Below are 13,458 nucleotides of genomic sequence, written 5' to 3' on the forward strand. Positions count from 1 at the left end.
TCAGCTCTGCCGCAGTTCGGCCTGCAGCTCATCCAGCGCCGCCTGGCGCTCGCCATCCTGCAGGCGGGCGCCGGGGTTGAGCGAGGACCACTCCGGATGGGCGCGGCAGCGCTGCAGCGCATCGGGCAGCTTGCCCTCGCGCCAGCCCTGATCCTGCGGAGTGGCCAGGCGGATCGCTTCCGTGGCAGCGTGCCCTCGGGTGGCGAGCACGGCGAGCAGCTGGCGCTGTCGCAGGGCGAGCAGGCGCAGCACGGCGTCATCGACGCTCAGTTCACGCTGGCCCTTTAATTTGCCCAGCAGGCGATTGCCATAGTGCCGCGCGGTCTGCGCGCCGCCGCCGGCAAGGGCGCCGAGCAGTGCCGCCGCGCCGAGGGTGATGCCGCCGACCATCAGGTCGACCCCGGCACCGGCGGCCGCGCCTGCGGCCATACCACTGCCAATCTTCACGCCCAGCTGCTTGAGTGTTTCCGGATTGAACAGGTCGTCGCCCCAGCGGCCGTCGAGCAGTGGCAGGTCGCTGGCTGCCGCCTGCTCCTTGCGGAAGGCATATAGGCGCAGCAGGGCTTCGACGCAGCGCTGTTCGCGGCCACGCACGGCGTCATGCAGTTCACGTATGGCGCCGCGCTCCAGTTCCGGCTGTGCGGCCACGCTGCGTCGGCAGGCGGCGACGTCTACCAGTAGCTCGGCGATCAGCCGCTGGCCGCTGACCAGGCGCGCCGCGGCCTGTGCTTCATGGTCCTCGATCAGCCGCTGCAGCTTGGGCCGCGCCTGTTCCAGCAGCAGCGCCAGGCTTTCGTACAGCCGGCGCTCGCCGTCCACGGGCGGCGCCACGCTGTCGAAGCGCACCAGCGCATGCAGGCCGAGGCGGGCCAGCGCCTGACGCCATTCCTCCTCGCGATGGCCGGGCTGGGCGACGAAGTTGAGCACCGGCAGCAGCGGCTTGCCGCAGCCGGCGAGTACCGCCAGCTCGTCCTTGTACTTGGCCAGTACCGGCTCGCGGGCATCGATCACGTAGAGCCCGGCATCGCTGGCGAGCAGCTGGCGCAGCACCTTGGCTTCCTGCTCGAAGCGCTGGCGCGCCTCGCTGCCGTCGAGAAAGCGTGCGGTTCGCGCCGGGCCGTCGAGGCGTTCGCCGGGGCGCTCCACGCGTTCCAGGTAATCGAGCAGGGCGATGGCATCTTCCAGGCCGGGGGTGTCGTACAACTCCAGCAGCGCCTCGCCGTCCACCGACAGCCGTGCGCCTTCGACATGGCGGGTGGTGCTGGGACGGTGCGAAACCTCGCCGAAGCCTGCATCACGGGTCAGGGTGCGCAGCAGCGAGGTCTTGCCGACATTGGTATGGCCGGCCACGGCGAGCTTCAGGGCTTCAGTCATGTCCGCTCTCCAGCCAGCCCAGCGGCGTCGTGGTGGAATGGGGCAGGCCCAGGCTGTCCAGTGCCTGGTGCCAGTCATCCAGGCGCGCGCTGTCCAGCGCCTCGCCCGGCGGCGCCTGCAGCAGCCAGATGCGGGTCGCAGCGGCGCAGCGCGACAGCTCGCCGATCAGCGCCAGGGTGCCGCGATCCGGCGAGCGCCGGGGATCACAGGCGATGGCCAGGCGCGCCGGCGGAAAACGGGTGAGCTGATCGAGCAGGCGTCGGCGCCCCTCGCGATCGTCGAGGATGCCGGCATCGGCGATGCCCTTGGACAGAGCCGGTGGCCAGGGGCGGCTGCCGTCCAGCTCGATGGCCACCAGTACGGCGCCAGCGCTGCCCTCGAGCTGAGCGCCGGCGCTGGGAGCGTGCAGTTGGGCGGGTGCTGCATCACTGATACCGAGTCGCTCGCTGGGCGGCTGCAGGCGTTCGCGGAGCAGGCGATAGGCCGGCAGGCTCAGGTCGAGCTTCAACGCGGCACGGCCGCGGCGCCAGCGCCACAGACTGAACCCCGCGAGCAGTAGCCGCGGCAGCAGCCCGTAGATCAGCAGCACGCCAACCAGCCAGCCGGCCCAGCGTTGCCGGGCGCCTTCCAGATCGCCGCCAAGTGCGCCACTGGCGCGGATCTGCTCGACATCCGGCACGCTGAAGCCGAGCAGCGCCGGCAGCGCGCCGAGGGCCTGGGTCAGGCCGACGAAGGCGCTTTCACCGAGAATGGTGGTCTCCCAGACGAAGCCGTAGCGCCGCGTTGCCAGCAGCGCGAGCAAGGTAAGCAGGGCGCTGGCCATGGCCAGCAGCCAGAGGCCGTGTACGCCGACACCCAGCAGCCAGCGACCGAGCCGGCGCTGGTGCAATACGCTCAGCAGCGCTGGTGCCAGTTGCGCGGCGCGGGCGTCGCGGGCGAGCTTTTCGCTCAGCCAGAGCCACAGCCGTCCCAGCGCACCACCGCTGTCGCCAGCGAAGAGCAGGCCGAGCAGCCAGCCGAGCAGGGTCAGCAGGTTCAGCCCGAGCAGGCTGCCCAGCGCCCAGAACACATTGACCGGTCGCTGCCCGTCGCCCAGTGCAGCGAAGGCCAGGCCGACGCCGGTGAAGACCGCGAGCAGCGCCAGCGCGAACCCACCCAGCCGTGCGCCCTGGCGCCAGTGCAGGAGCGCTTCGACCAGCCCGTCACGGCGCGCCAGCCAGAGTGCACGCTGCTCGATCAGCACGGGGAGATCACCGCCTTGGGCACGGGCCTGGCGGTTGGCTTCGTCGTCGTCCAGCGGCCCGGCATGTTCTTCGCGCAGGCGCACGGCTTCGGTAAGCCAGAGACGGTCGAGCGTATCGAGATCAGGGGCGGGGCGGGCTATCACACGGCATCTCGCTGGCGGGTCGTGCCTTGAGGATAACCGCTGCCGTGGGGAACGGGAAAACGGGGAGCCGTTGCGGCTCCCCGCTGGGGCCCTCAGTCGGCGTTGCGCAGGCGCACGGCGATGTTCGGCTGGTCGATGAATAGGCCATCGATACCGGCGTCGAGGAAGGCGCGAATCTCCGTTTCGCTGTCGCCGTGCTCATGGCGCTGGTCGCTGCTGCGCAGGTTGGCCGGCAGGAAGGCGTTTTCCGCTCGGAAGGTGTAGGGGTGGACCTTGAGGCCCTCGGCGTGGGCGGCGGCGACGAAGCCGGTCGGCGTGCCGAGGTTGCCGTTGGCATCACGCGGGATGATGTAGCTCTTCTCCGGACCGACGCCGGCGGCGTAGCGGGAGATGTCCTTGAGCCCCGCGGGCGTCGCCATCTGCGCATAGGTCAGCTTGCTACCGCGTACCTGCTGATCATACGGCTGGCCGGAGCTGAACAGCTGCACCAGGCGCAGCTGGGTCAGGCGGCTGAGGGTCTTGAGGTTGTCCACTTCGAACGACTGGATATACACCGGCGCTTGCCGCCCGACATAGCCGTTGCGGGTAAGGATGCGCACCAGCGGCTTTTCCATGGCCAGGCCGAGCTGCTGGAAGTGTGTCGGGTGCTTGGTTTCCGGGTACAGGCCGATGCGCCGGCCCTGGCTCAGCTGCAGGGTTTTCACCAGATCGATGATCTCCTGCAGGGTCGGGATTTCCAGGCTGCCGTCGAGGCGCGCGTTACCCGGGCGGATATCCGGGATGCGCTCGATAGCGCGCAGGGTCTTCAGTTCGGCGAGGGTGAAGTCTTCGCTGAACCAGCCGGTGAGAGTGACGCCGTCGACCTGCTGGGTGCGCTTGCGATCGGCAAACTCGGGGCGCTGCGCGACGTCGGTGGTCAGGCCCAACTCGTTGTCGTGACGGGCGACGATCTGGCCGTCGCGGGTCATCACCAGGTCCGGCTCGATATAGTCGGCGCCCTGGAAAACGGCCAGCGCATAGGCGGCCAGGGTGTGCTCCGGCAGGTAGCCGCTGGCGCCGCGGTGGGCGATCACCAGCGGGGTCGGCTCGCCGCGCGCGGCCTGGTGTTTCGCGGTGTGTTCATCCGCCGCAGCGAAGCCGGCCAGTGGAAGCAGCAGGCTGCAGGCGGTGAGCCAGCGGCGAAGGGGAGCGGTGGTCTTGCGGGCCATTTCGGCATCTCCTCGGTTTGGATGTCACAGCCTGAGGCACTTGCATGACCGGACTTTGACGCTGCGGTGCCGCTTGTATTGCAAGGCGATGAAGCCGACGAACGGCTGGCAGCTTCGGCAAGCTGCATCGCTCTGCTATTCTCGCCGCCATGAATCAGACCCGCCTTCCCCTCGCCATGATTGCCGCCCTCGCGCAGAACCGCGTGATCGGCCTCGACAACCGCATGCCCTGGCACCTGCCCGCCGATCTCAAGCATTTCAAGGCCATGACCCTCGGCAAACCGATCATCATGGGCCGCAAGACCTGGGATTCGCTCGGCCGTCCGCTGCCGGGGCGGCTCAACCTTGTGGTCAGTCGCCAGGCGGACCTGCAGCTCGACGGCGCGGAAACCTTCACCGACCTGGATACCGCGCTGGTGCGTGCCGAGCAGTGGGCGCGTGAGCAGGGCGTCGACGAGCTGATGCTGATCGGCGGTGCGCAGCTGTACGCCCAGGCGCTGGGGCAGGCGCAGCGGCTGTACCTCACGCGTATCGATGCGGCTCCCGAAGGCGATGCGTTCTTTCCGGCCTTCGACGAGGCTGAGTGGCAGTGCGTCGAAAGCCAGCCACATCCGGCTGAGGGCGAGGCACCAGCCTACCGTTTCGAAACCTGGCAAAAACAGAGCTGACCGGCACCCTCTTCGCTTGATCGGCGCCAAATCTTTCGCGGGCCGCAGCCTCTATGCTGGCCCGTCGCTGTCGTAACGAGAAATTTCATGCAACCTGACAAATCCGACGCCCCGGAAGCCGATCGCGTTGCCGCGATCTTCGTCCGCCACCCGCTGTGGGAGGATGGTCTGGCGCTGCTTACCGGCACCGCGCTGGTCGCCCTTGGCATTGCCTTCTACAGCCATGCCGGGCTGCTCACCGGCGGCACCGTTGGGCTGGCGTTCCTGCTCAAGTACCTGGCCGGCTGGTCGTTCGGCCCAGTGTTCTTCCTGCTCAACCTGCCGTTCTACGCGCTGGCGATCTGGCGCATGGGCTGGCAGTTCACCCTGCGCACCGTCTGCGCGGTGGGGCTGGTCTCGCTGTTCGCCGAACTGACCCCGCAATGGGTGCGCTTCGCCGAGCTGAATGTGGTCTACGCCGCGGTGTTCGGCGGGTTCGCCATCGGCATCGGCCTGTTGATCCTGTTCCGCCATCGCGCCAGTCTTGGTGGGGTGAACATCCTCGCGCTGTTCCTGCAGGAGCGTTTCGGCCTGCGCGCCGGCACCTTCCAGATGGGTATCGACGCGCTGATCGTCATGGCCGCGGTGTTCGTCGTGCCGGCGGACAAGGTGCTGCTGTCGGTACTCGGCGCCGTGGCGCTGAATCTGGTGCTGGCGATCAATCACCGCGCCGATCGCTACATGGGCGTCAGCTGAGGCTGATCAGCTCGGCCTGTGCATCACCGTCGTTCAACTCCAGCAGCGCCAGGCTGATCGGCAGGCTGAAGCGTCGCGGACCGGCGCTGCCCGGGTTGATGTAGAGCACGCCGTCGCGCCGCTCGACCTTCGGTTTGTGCGAGTGGCCGGCGATCACCACGTCGACGCCGGCGGCAAGCGGGTCGATATCCAGCTGCTTGAGGTCGTGCAGCACGTGCAGGGTGAGACCCCCGATGCGCAGGTCGAGGCGTTCGGGCAGCACCTGCGCCCAGTCGGCGGTATCGATATTGCCGCGGATCGCCTCCAGCGGCGCGATGGCACGCAGCCCGTCGAGCACCTGCGGTTTGCCGATATCGCCGGCGTGAATGATCTGTGCGCAGCCCTGCAGTGCCGCCACCGCCTCGGGGCGGAGCAGGCCGTGGGTGTCGGAGATCAGGCCGATGCGCATGCCGGTTTTCCCTTGAAAAGACATTGTTAGGGCATCCGACCCTTGGCCGGCCGCTGTGGTTGCGGCAGGCTTGGGACCCTCGGGTCGAGGAGTCTGGCATGGATCGAGTGGATTGCGTGGTGGTGGGTGCGGGAGTGGTCGGGCTGGCGGTGGCACGCGCGCTGGCGCTGGCTGGGCGCGAGGTGCTGATACTGGAAGCCGAGGCGGCTTTCGGCACCGCTACCAGCGCGCGCAACAGCGAAGTCATCCACGCCGGCATCTACTACCCGCAGGGCTCGCTCAAAGGCCGGCTGTGCGTCGCCGGGCGCCGTCAGCTCTACGATTTCTGCGACAGCCACGGCGTGGCCTATCGCCCCTGTGGCAAGCTGATCGTCGCCACCGACGAGGCCCAGATCGCTGCGCTGGAGCAATTGCAGCGGCACGCGCAGGCCAATGGGGTCGACGATCTGCAGCGTCTGGATGGCCACGAGGTGCTGGCGCTAGAACCGCAGCTACATGCGGTGGCTGGGCTGCTTTCGCCAAGCACCGGCATCATCGACAGCCACGCGCTGATGCTGGCACTGCTGGGCGATGCCGAGCGCCACGGCGCGGTCCTGGCGCTGAACGCGTCGGTAACGGCGATCACGGCTGGCAGCGAAGGCTTGCAGGTCGAGGTGGGCGGCGCCGATCCGCTGCAGCTGCTGGCCCGCACCGTGGTGAATTGCGCCGGGCATGGCGCCCCGGTACTTGCCGCGCGCACTCAGGGCCTGAGCGATGCCGCGCGGCCGCGGCAGTACTTCGCCAAGGGCAGCTACTTCAGCCTGAGCGGGTGCACGCCATTTCGCCATCTGGTCTATCCGCTGCCCGAGCCCGGCGGCCTCGGCGTGCACCTGACCCTGGACCTGGCGGGGCAGGCGCGTTTCGGCCCGGATGTGCAGTGGGTCGAGGACCTGGACTACCGCATCGAGCCGGCACGGGCCGAGGGCTTCTACGCGGCGATCCGCCGCTACTGGCCAGGGCTGCCGGACGATGCCTTGCAACCGGCCTACACCGGCATCCGGCCGAAGATCAGCGGGCCTGGCGAGGCGGCCGCGGACTTTCGCATCGACGGCCCGGCGCAGCACGGCATTGCCGGCCTGGTGAATCTGTTCGGCATCGAATCGCCGGGACTGACCGCCTGTCTGGCGATTGCCGAACACGTCTGCGGGCTGCTCGACCCTGAGCCATTGGCGACCTGATCACGCGCTGTCGCACCTGCGTTGCGGCCCGTCCGGGCGGGTAGCACACTGCAACCCGCCGCGATCAGACGGCGCAATCACCGGCAAAAGGAATGTGCATGGAACAGACAGGCGAAGCTCGACCGCTGAAAGTCTATCTGGCGGTCGGATTGCTCCAGGGCTTGGCGCTCTGGGCGGCCAGCGAGGCCTGGCCGCACGCTGCTGGCTGGCGCGTGCTGTGCTCGGCACTGCTGGCCTTCACGGTGATTGGCGGCTGGCAGTTGCAGCTGCTCTGGGGCGATCTGCGCGCGGCCGGGCGCTGGTGCCTGGTCCTTGCCGCAGCCCTGTTGCCGGCCGTGCTGGCTGGCGGCCTCACGCTGCAGTTCGACCAGCCGCGCTGGTATTACCTGGGTGAATCCGTCGGCACGCTGCTGCTCTGGAGCAACCTGATCCTGGCTTATGTGCTGACACCCTTCATCCAGGCGCGGGATGCCGATCATCGCTGGCGTGTCGACTACGCCGCGCTGTACCGGCATGCCATCAACAACGGGCTGTTGCTGTTCATGGCGCTGCTGATGCTGGCGGCGTTCTGGTTGCTGATCTGGCTCTGGGCCGGCCTGTTCAAGCTGGTCGGCATCAGGATCTTCGCAACGCTGTTCGAGTCCTCCGGCTTTATCTGGATCGCCAGCGCGACGGTTGTCGCCATCGGGCTGTGGATCGGGCTGGAGCGCGGCCAGGTGGTCGATGCGCTGCGCAATGTGCTGCAGGCCATGTGTCGCTTCCTGCTGCCGCTGACGGTGCTGATCCTGCTGATTTTCGTGGTTTGCCTGCCTTTTACCGGCCTGCAGCCATTGTGGGAGACCCGCCACGCGACGCCGATCCTGCTGGCCATGGTGTTCGCCCATGTCGCGCTGCTCAACGGCGTCATTCAGGATGGCCGGCAAGCGGTGCATTACCCGCGAGCGCTGCGCGTGCTGGTCGACGCCAGCTCCCTGTGCCTGCCGCTTCTGGCAGGGCTTGCGATTTACGCGCTCTGGCTGCGGATCGGCCAGTACGGGCTCACGCCTGATCGGGTGGTGGCGGTCGGTGCGACGCTGGTTGCCTTGCTGCATGCGCTGGCGCTGATGGCAGCGGTGCTGCAACGGCGGGATGGATGGCTGGCCGGCCTGCGCCAGAGCAATCCGCTGCTGGCGCTGGTTTCGGTGGCACTGTTGCTGCTCATGCATCTGCCGCCGTTGAGCCCGTTGCAGCTCAGCGCAGCCAACCAGTACCAGCGCCTGCTCGACGAGCAGGTGCCGGCAGAACGCACCGATCTCGGCGCACTGCGCTTTCAGCTGGGGCAACCCGGTCGCGACCAGCTCGAAAAGCTGCGTCAGCGCGTGGTCGAGCCTGGTCTCGCAGACGCGCGACGGGAGCAACTGCAGGCAGACCTGCAGCGACTGGACAAGGCAGACAGCTACTGGAACTGGCGACACGAGCACGACATGGCCAATACCGCACCGGTGCCCTGGATCGGCGAGCCTCTCGAGGATGCCGGTGGCGCGTTGGCACAGGCCATCGCGACCCAGGGCTGTGACGGGGACTGCGCCCTGTTCGCCGTCGATCTGGACGATGACCGTCAGCCCGAGGTGCTGCTGCTACGCGGTGCGCGGCAGCGGATCGTGACGGTGCTGGGGCGTGGCGATACCGGTACTTGGCGATGGATCGGGCACCTTCGCACGACCGATCAGCAAACCCTCGACGGCGAGACCCTCAAGCAGCAGATCGAGCGTGGCGCTTTGCAGGTGGTAGCGCCGCGCTTCAAGGCGCTGGAAATCGACGGCATCCGTCTGGAACCGGCGATTACCGAATAGTCTGCTGAGCATGAAAAAGCCCGACGCGAAGGTCGGGCTTTTTATTTACAGCGAGCAAGCCTGGCGATCAGCCGTCCAGCATCGCCTTGTTGCGCACCGCACCCTTGTCGGCGCTGGTGGCGAGCAGGGCGTAGGCCTTGAGCGCCGTCGTCACCTTACGGGTGCGTGGCTGAGCAGGCTTCCAGCCTTTCTTGTCCTGCTCGATGCGGCGGTGGGACAGTTCTTCATCGCTGACCTGCAGCTGGATGCTGCGGTTGGGGATGTCGATCAGCACCTTGTCGCCGTCCTGCACCAGCCCGATGGCGCCGCCCGCAGCCGCTTCCGGCGAGGCGTGGCCGATGGACAGGCCTGAGGTGCCGCCGGAGAAGCGGCCATCGGTGAGCAGGGCGCACTCCTTGCCCAGTCCCTTGGACTTCAGGTACGAGGTCGGGTAGAGCATTTCCTGCATGCCCGGGCCGCCCTTCGGGCCTTCGTAGCGAATGATGACGATGTCGCCAGCCTTCACTTCGTCATTGAGGATGCCTTTGACGGCGCTGTCCTGGCTTTCGAAGATCTTGGCGGTGCCTTCGAAGACGTGGATGGATTCATCCACTCCAGCGGTTTTCACCACGCAGCCATCGAGGGCGATGTTGCCGTAGAGCACGGCCAGGCCGCCTTCCTGGGAATAGGCATGCTCGACGCTGCGAATGCAGCCTTCGGCGCGGTCCAGGTCCAGGGTGTCCCAGCGGGTCGACTGGCTGAAAGCAGTCTGCGTCGGAATACCGGCCGGGCCGGCCTTGAAGAAGGTGTGCACCGCTTCGTCCTGGGTCTGGGTGATGTCCCACTGCGCGATGCCTTCAGCAAGCGTTCGGCTGTGCACGGTGGGCACGTCGGTGTGCAGCAGGCCGCCGCGAGCCAGTTCGCCAAGGATGGAGAAAATGCCGCCGGCGCGGTGCACGTCTTCCATGTGGTACTTCTGGATGTTCGGCGCGACTTTGCACAGCTGCGGCACCTTGCGTGACAGGGCATCGATGGCGCGCAGGTCGAAGTCGACCTCGGCTTCCTGTGCGGCGGCCAGCAGGTGCAGGATGGTGTTGGTCGAGCCACCCATGGCGATATCGAGCGTCATGGCGTTTTCGAACGCGCGGCGGCTGGCGATGTTGCGCGGCAGGACTGATTCGTCGCCCTCGCCGTAATAGCGCTGGCACAGCTCTACGATGGTGCGGCCGGCGCGCAGGAACAGCTGTTCGCGGTCGCTGTGCGTAGCGAGGGTCGAGCCGTTGCCGGGCAGGGCTAGCCCTAAGGCTTCGGCCAGGCAGTTCATCGAGTTGGCAGTGAACATGCCGGAGCAGCTGCCGCAGGTCGGGCAGGCACTGCGCTCGTATTCGGCGACCTTCTCGTCCGAGGCGCTTTCATCGGCCGCGATAACCATGGCGTCGACCAGGTCCAGGCCGTGGCTGGCCAGCTTGGTCTTGCCGGCTTCCATCGGACCGCCTGAAACGAACACCACCGGGATGTTCAGGCGCAGGGCGGCCATCAGCATGCCGGGGGTGATCTTGTCGCAGTTGGAGATGCAGACGATGGCGTCGGCGCAATGCGCATTGACCATGTACTCCACCGAATCGGCGATGATCTCGCGCGAAGGCAGCGAATAGAGCATGCCATCGTGGCCCATGGCGATGCCGTCATCGACTGCGATGGTGTTGAATTCCTTGGCGACGCCGCCGGCCTTTTCGATCTCGCGAGCGACCAGCTGGCCCAGGTCTTTCAGGTGCACGTGGCCGGGCACGAACTGGGTGAAGGAGTTGGCGATGGCGATGATCGGCTTCTTGAAGTCTTCATCCTTCATGCCGGTGGCGCGCCACAGCGCGCGGGCGCCGGCCATGTTGCGGCCGTGCGTGGAGGTTTTCGAGCGGTAATCAGGCATGACGGTTCCTGCGGCTGATCAGGTAATCGGAGGTTTGCGTATGGTGAGCAACGCCTGTGCCGGATGCAACGGAGGATGACCGTGCGTTCGGAAGGGGCCGGGTCGAGGCGGGTAGACGCTCGTAGGGCCTGGGCTCAGAGTCCGCCGTGTGGTGAATGGCGAGATATCACCGATTCTACGCACGTTCCGGCAGCCGGGCCAGGCGGGACGATTGCCGGTCCTGCGCTATCCCGCATGCCAGCGGCCCGGAGCGGCTGGATAGGGCGTGAGGCCTGCGCATCGGCCGCCTTTTTCGGCGTATGACCGCCGGTCCCCTTGACTGGCAGGTCGAGGATCGCTCGCTAGAGTCCAAACCCGACCGTTTCGCTGGTGACTGCACCTTGTCTTGCCGCTGGCCAGCGAGCGGTCGCCTCGCCATGGGTGCGCGTTCTGCGGAGTAGCGGGCAGCCGATGATGGGCGAGGCGTCCTTATACCAACGATAAGAACGAGGAATGCAGATGCACAAATTCACACGTCTATACCTGAGCGCCGCTGCTCTGGTGGCCCTATCCGCAACCGCCGTCGCCGCACCCCTGCCGGACACACCCGGAGCGCCATTCCCCTCGGTTTCGAGCTTCGACAATTCCGGCCCCTACGCCGTCACCAGTCAGAGCGAAGGGCCGAGCTGCCGCATCTACCGGCCACGCACGCTGGGCCAGGATGGCGTCAGGCATCCGGTCATCCTCTGGGGCAATGGTACCGGCACCGGGCCGACGACTTATTCAGGGCTGCTGACCCACTGGGCCAGCCATGGCTTCGTGGTGGCCGCGGCGGAAACCTCGAATGCCGGCACCGGGCGCGACATGCTGGCCTGCCTCGATTACCTGGTACAGGAAAGCAATCGCACCTACGGCACCTACGTCGGCGTGTTGAACACCGGACGCGTCGCCACATCGGGCCATTCCCAGGGTGGCGGTGGCTCGATCATGGCCGGGCAGGATGATCGCGTGAAGGTCACCGCGCCGATCCAGCCGTACACCATCGGTCTTGGCCATGACTCGTCGTCGCAGCGCAATCAGCGCGGGCCGATGTTCCTGATGTCCGGCGGTGCCGACACGATCGCCATCCCCTATCTGAATGCGCAGCCGGTCTATACCCGCGCCAATGTGCCGATCTTCTGGGGGGAAAGGCGCTATGTCAGCCACTTCGAGCCAGTGGGTGATGGCGGGGCCTATCGCGGACCGACGACGGCCTGGTTCCGTTATCACCTGATGGACGACGAGAGTGCGCGTGGCACCTTCTACGGACGTTTCTGTGGGTTGTGCACCAGCCTGTTGTGGAGCGATCAGCGCAAGGGCATCGAGTAGCACCGCACGTTGAAACCTTCGCCCGCACTGCCGGGCGAAGGTTTCATGGCGATACGGTAGGCGCGTGTGCCGTTCCTCAGCTGTTGGGCAGGATGCGGCAGGTCAGGTTCTTGATGTAGCGGGTTTCCGGGATCGCCGGGTGCACCGGATGATCCGGACCCTGGGCGCCGCGTTCGAGCAGCTGGATATTGCGGTCCAGATGGCGCGCGCTGCCGAGCAGGATGTTCTGCAGGTGATCTTCTTCCAGGTGCATGGAGCAGCTGGCGCTGACCAGGATGCCGTCCTTGTTCAGCAGGCGCATCGCGGCTTCGTTGAGGCGGCGGTAGGCAGCCTCGCCGTTCTTGATGTCCTTCTTGCGCTTGATGAAGGCCGGCGGGTCGGTGATGACCACGTCGAAGCGTTCCTCGGCGTTCTTCAGTTCCTTCATCGCCTCGAAGGCATCACCCTCGACGCAGGTCATCTTCTCCGCCACGCCGTTGAGTGCGGCGTTGCGCTCCACGCCATCCAGGGCGAAAGCCGAGGCGTCGACGCAGAACACCTCGCTGGCACCGAAGGCCGCCGCCTGCACGCCCCAGCCGCCGATGTAGCTGAACAGATCGAGTACGCGCTTGCCCTTCACGTAGGGCGCCAGGCGCGCGCGATTCATGCGGTGGTCGTAGAACCAGCCGGTCTTCTGGCCCTGCAGCACCGGCGCTTCGAATTTCACGCCATTCTCTTCCAACGCGACCCACTCCGGCACCACGCCGAACGCCGTATCGACGTAACGCTCCAGGCCTTCGGCATCGCGAGCGCTGGAGTCGTTCTTCCACAGTACGCCGCGGGGCTTGAGCACCTGCACCAACGCCTCCAGCACGGCATCCTTGTTGCGCTCCATGGTCGCCGACGCCAGCTGCACCACCAGATGGTCGTGGAAGCGATCCACCACCAGGCCCGGCAGAAGATCGGAATCGCCATAGATCAGGCGGTAGCACGGCTGATCGAACAGGCGATCACGCAGCGACAGGGCAACCTGGATGCGATGCACCAGCAATGACTTATCCAGGCTGTGCTTGAGATCGCGTGACAGCAGGCGCGCGCAGATCAGGTTGTTCGGCGATACCCCGACGATGCCCAGCGGCTTGCCGCCGGCGGCTTCGAGCACGGCCTGATCCCCGGCGGCGAAGCCCGCCAGCGGCGTGGCCGCGGTGTCCACCTCGTTGCTGTAGACCCACAGATGGCCGGCGCGCAGGCGGCGATCGGCATTGGCTTTGAGGCGCAGGCTGGGCAGGGTCATCGGCGGGGCTCCGGGAAAAAGACGGGCATTCTAAACGAGCGGCAGGCCACGCGCGCCGGCGCT

General features: G+C 66.9%; 11 protein-coding genes. 5 read left to right on the forward strand and 6 right to left on the reverse strand.

Translation table 11 applies throughout. The annotated features are described in order from the left end of the window. From RT582_RS02535 to RT582_RS02545, 3 genes are all read right to left on the reverse strand, one after another. A complete protein-coding gene (locus RT582_RS02535) occupies window positions 1–1,374 on the reverse strand; it encodes a DUF3482 domain-containing protein (RefSeq protein WP_313476449.1) in 1,374 nt (457 codons plus the stop codon). Then, window positions 1,367–2,761 (reverse strand): DUF2868 domain-containing protein, encoded by a 1,395-nt coding sequence (locus RT582_RS02540; RefSeq protein ID WP_313476450.1) that lies wholly within the window; start codon window positions 2,759–2,761, stop codon window positions 1,367–1,369. Before RT582_RS02540 ends, RT582_RS02535 begins: the two co-directional genes overlap by 8 nt. Before the next feature lie 92 nt (window positions 2,762–2,853). Next, window positions 2,854–3,969 carry a glycerophosphodiester phosphodiesterase gene (locus tag RT582_RS02545; RefSeq protein WP_313476451.1) on the reverse strand — a complete coding sequence of 372 codons (1,116 nt, stop codon included), beginning with the start codon at window positions 3,967–3,969 and terminating at the stop codon, window positions 2,854–2,856. 149 nt (window positions 3,970–4,118) lie between these two features. Here RT582_RS02545 and RT582_RS02550 point away from each other — a divergent pair, with 149 nt between their 5' ends. Both RT582_RS02550 and RT582_RS02555 read left to right on the forward strand, forming a co-directional pair. Further along, the gene (locus RT582_RS02550) at window positions 4,119–4,637 is read left to right on the forward strand and encodes a dihydrofolate reductase (protein ID WP_101275364.1); all 519 of its coding nucleotides are present in this window, start codon (window positions 4,119–4,121) and stop codon (window positions 4,635–4,637) included. A gap of 87 nt (window positions 4,638–4,724) precedes the next feature. Beyond that, the gene (locus RT582_RS02555) at window positions 4,725–5,372 is read left to right on the forward strand and encodes a YitT family protein (RefSeq protein ID WP_101275363.1); all 648 of its coding nucleotides are present in this window, start codon (window positions 4,725–4,727) and stop codon (window positions 5,370–5,372) included. Here RT582_RS02555 and RT582_RS02560 read toward each other — a convergent pair. Then, window positions 5,365–5,820: a metallophosphoesterase family protein gene (locus tag RT582_RS02560; protein WP_313476454.1), complete on the reverse strand. Its 456-nt coding sequence runs from the start codon at window positions 5,818–5,820 to the stop codon at window positions 5,365–5,367. The two genes, RT582_RS02555 and RT582_RS02560, sit on opposite strands and share 8 nt — an antisense overlap. 98 nt (window positions 5,821–5,918) lie before the next feature. Between RT582_RS02560 and RT582_RS02565 the strand changes: the two genes are divergently transcribed. After that, complete coding sequence (locus tag RT582_RS02565; RefSeq protein ID WP_313476457.1) at window positions 5,919–7,037, forward strand: NAD(P)/FAD-dependent oxidoreductase; 1,119 nt, start codon at window positions 5,919–5,921, stop codon at window positions 7,035–7,037. 98 nt (window positions 7,038–7,135) lie between these two features. Then, the gene (locus tag RT582_RS02570; RefSeq protein WP_313476458.1) at window positions 7,136–8,869 is read left to right on the forward strand and encodes a DUF4153 domain-containing protein; all 1,734 of its coding nucleotides are present in this window, start codon (window positions 7,136–7,138) and stop codon (window positions 8,867–8,869) included. A 67-nt stretch (window positions 8,870–8,936) separates the two neighbouring features. Here RT582_RS02570 and ilvD read toward each other — a convergent pair whose 3' ends face one another. After that, window positions 8,937–10,775 carry a dihydroxy-acid dehydratase gene (gene ilvD / locus RT582_RS02575; RefSeq protein WP_014818703.1) on the reverse strand — a complete coding sequence of 613 codons (1,839 nt, stop codon included), beginning with the start codon at window positions 10,773–10,775 and terminating at the stop codon, window positions 8,937–8,939. A 498-nt stretch (window positions 10,776–11,273) separates the two neighbouring features. Between ilvD and RT582_RS02580 the strand changes: the two genes are divergently transcribed. Beyond that, window positions 11,274–12,122, forward strand: coding sequence for a poly(ethylene terephthalate) hydrolase family protein (locus RT582_RS02580; protein ID WP_023446914.1), 849 nt, complete (start codon window positions 11,274–11,276; stop codon window positions 12,120–12,122). A gap of 76 nt (window positions 12,123–12,198) precedes the next feature. On the opposite strand, the gene RT582_RS02585 is transcribed toward RT582_RS02580, so the two are convergent. Further along, window positions 12,199–13,395, reverse strand: coding sequence for a class I SAM-dependent rRNA methyltransferase (locus RT582_RS02585; protein WP_046617489.1), 1,197 nt, complete (start codon window positions 13,393–13,395; stop codon window positions 12,199–12,201). Window positions 13,396–13,458 lie beyond the last annotated feature (63 nt).

The sequence above is a fragment of the Stutzerimonas kunmingensis genome, assembly GCF_032106285.1.
Lineage (GTDB): Bacteria > Pseudomonadota > Gammaproteobacteria > Pseudomonadales > Pseudomonadaceae > Stutzerimonas > Stutzerimonas kunmingensis_B.

What these genes read in the sequence shown, in the direction of transcription:
- RT582_RS02535 (WP_313476449.1), bottom strand. Translation starts at nt 1,374, where the DNA reads ATGACTGAAGCCCTGAAGCTCGCCGTGGCCGGCCATACCAATGTCGGC.
- RT582_RS02580 (WP_023446914.1), top strand. Translation starts at nt 11,274, where the DNA reads ATGCACAAATTCACACGTCTATACCTGAGCGCCGCTGCTCTGGTGGCC.
- ilvD (WP_014818703.1), bottom strand. Translation starts at nt 10,775, where the DNA reads ATGCCTGATTACCGCTCGAAAACCTCCACGCACGGCCGCAACATGGCC.
- RT582_RS02585 (WP_046617489.1), bottom strand. Translation starts at nt 13,395, where the DNA reads ATGACCCTGCCCAGCCTGCGCCTCAAAGCCAATGCCGATCGCCGCCTG.
- RT582_RS02545 (WP_313476451.1), bottom strand. Translation starts at nt 3,969, where the DNA reads ATGGCCCGCAAGACCACCGCTCCCCTTCGCCGCTGGCTCACCGCCTGC.
- RT582_RS02570 (WP_313476458.1), top strand. Translation starts at nt 7,136, where the DNA reads ATGGAACAGACAGGCGAAGCTCGACCGCTGAAAGTCTATCTGGCGGTC.
- RT582_RS02560 (WP_313476454.1), bottom strand. Translation starts at nt 5,820, where the DNA reads ATGCGCATCGGCCTGATCTCCGACACCCACGGCCTGCTCCGCCCCGAG.
- RT582_RS02550 (WP_101275364.1), top strand. Translation starts at nt 4,119, where the DNA reads ATGAATCAGACCCGCCTTCCCCTCGCCATGATTGCCGCCCTCGCGCAG.
- RT582_RS02565 (WP_313476457.1), top strand. Translation starts at nt 5,919, where the DNA reads ATGGATCGAGTGGATTGCGTGGTGGTGGGTGCGGGAGTGGTCGGGCTG.
- RT582_RS02555 (WP_101275363.1), top strand. Translation starts at nt 4,725, where the DNA reads ATGCAACCTGACAAATCCGACGCCCCGGAAGCCGATCGCGTTGCCGCG.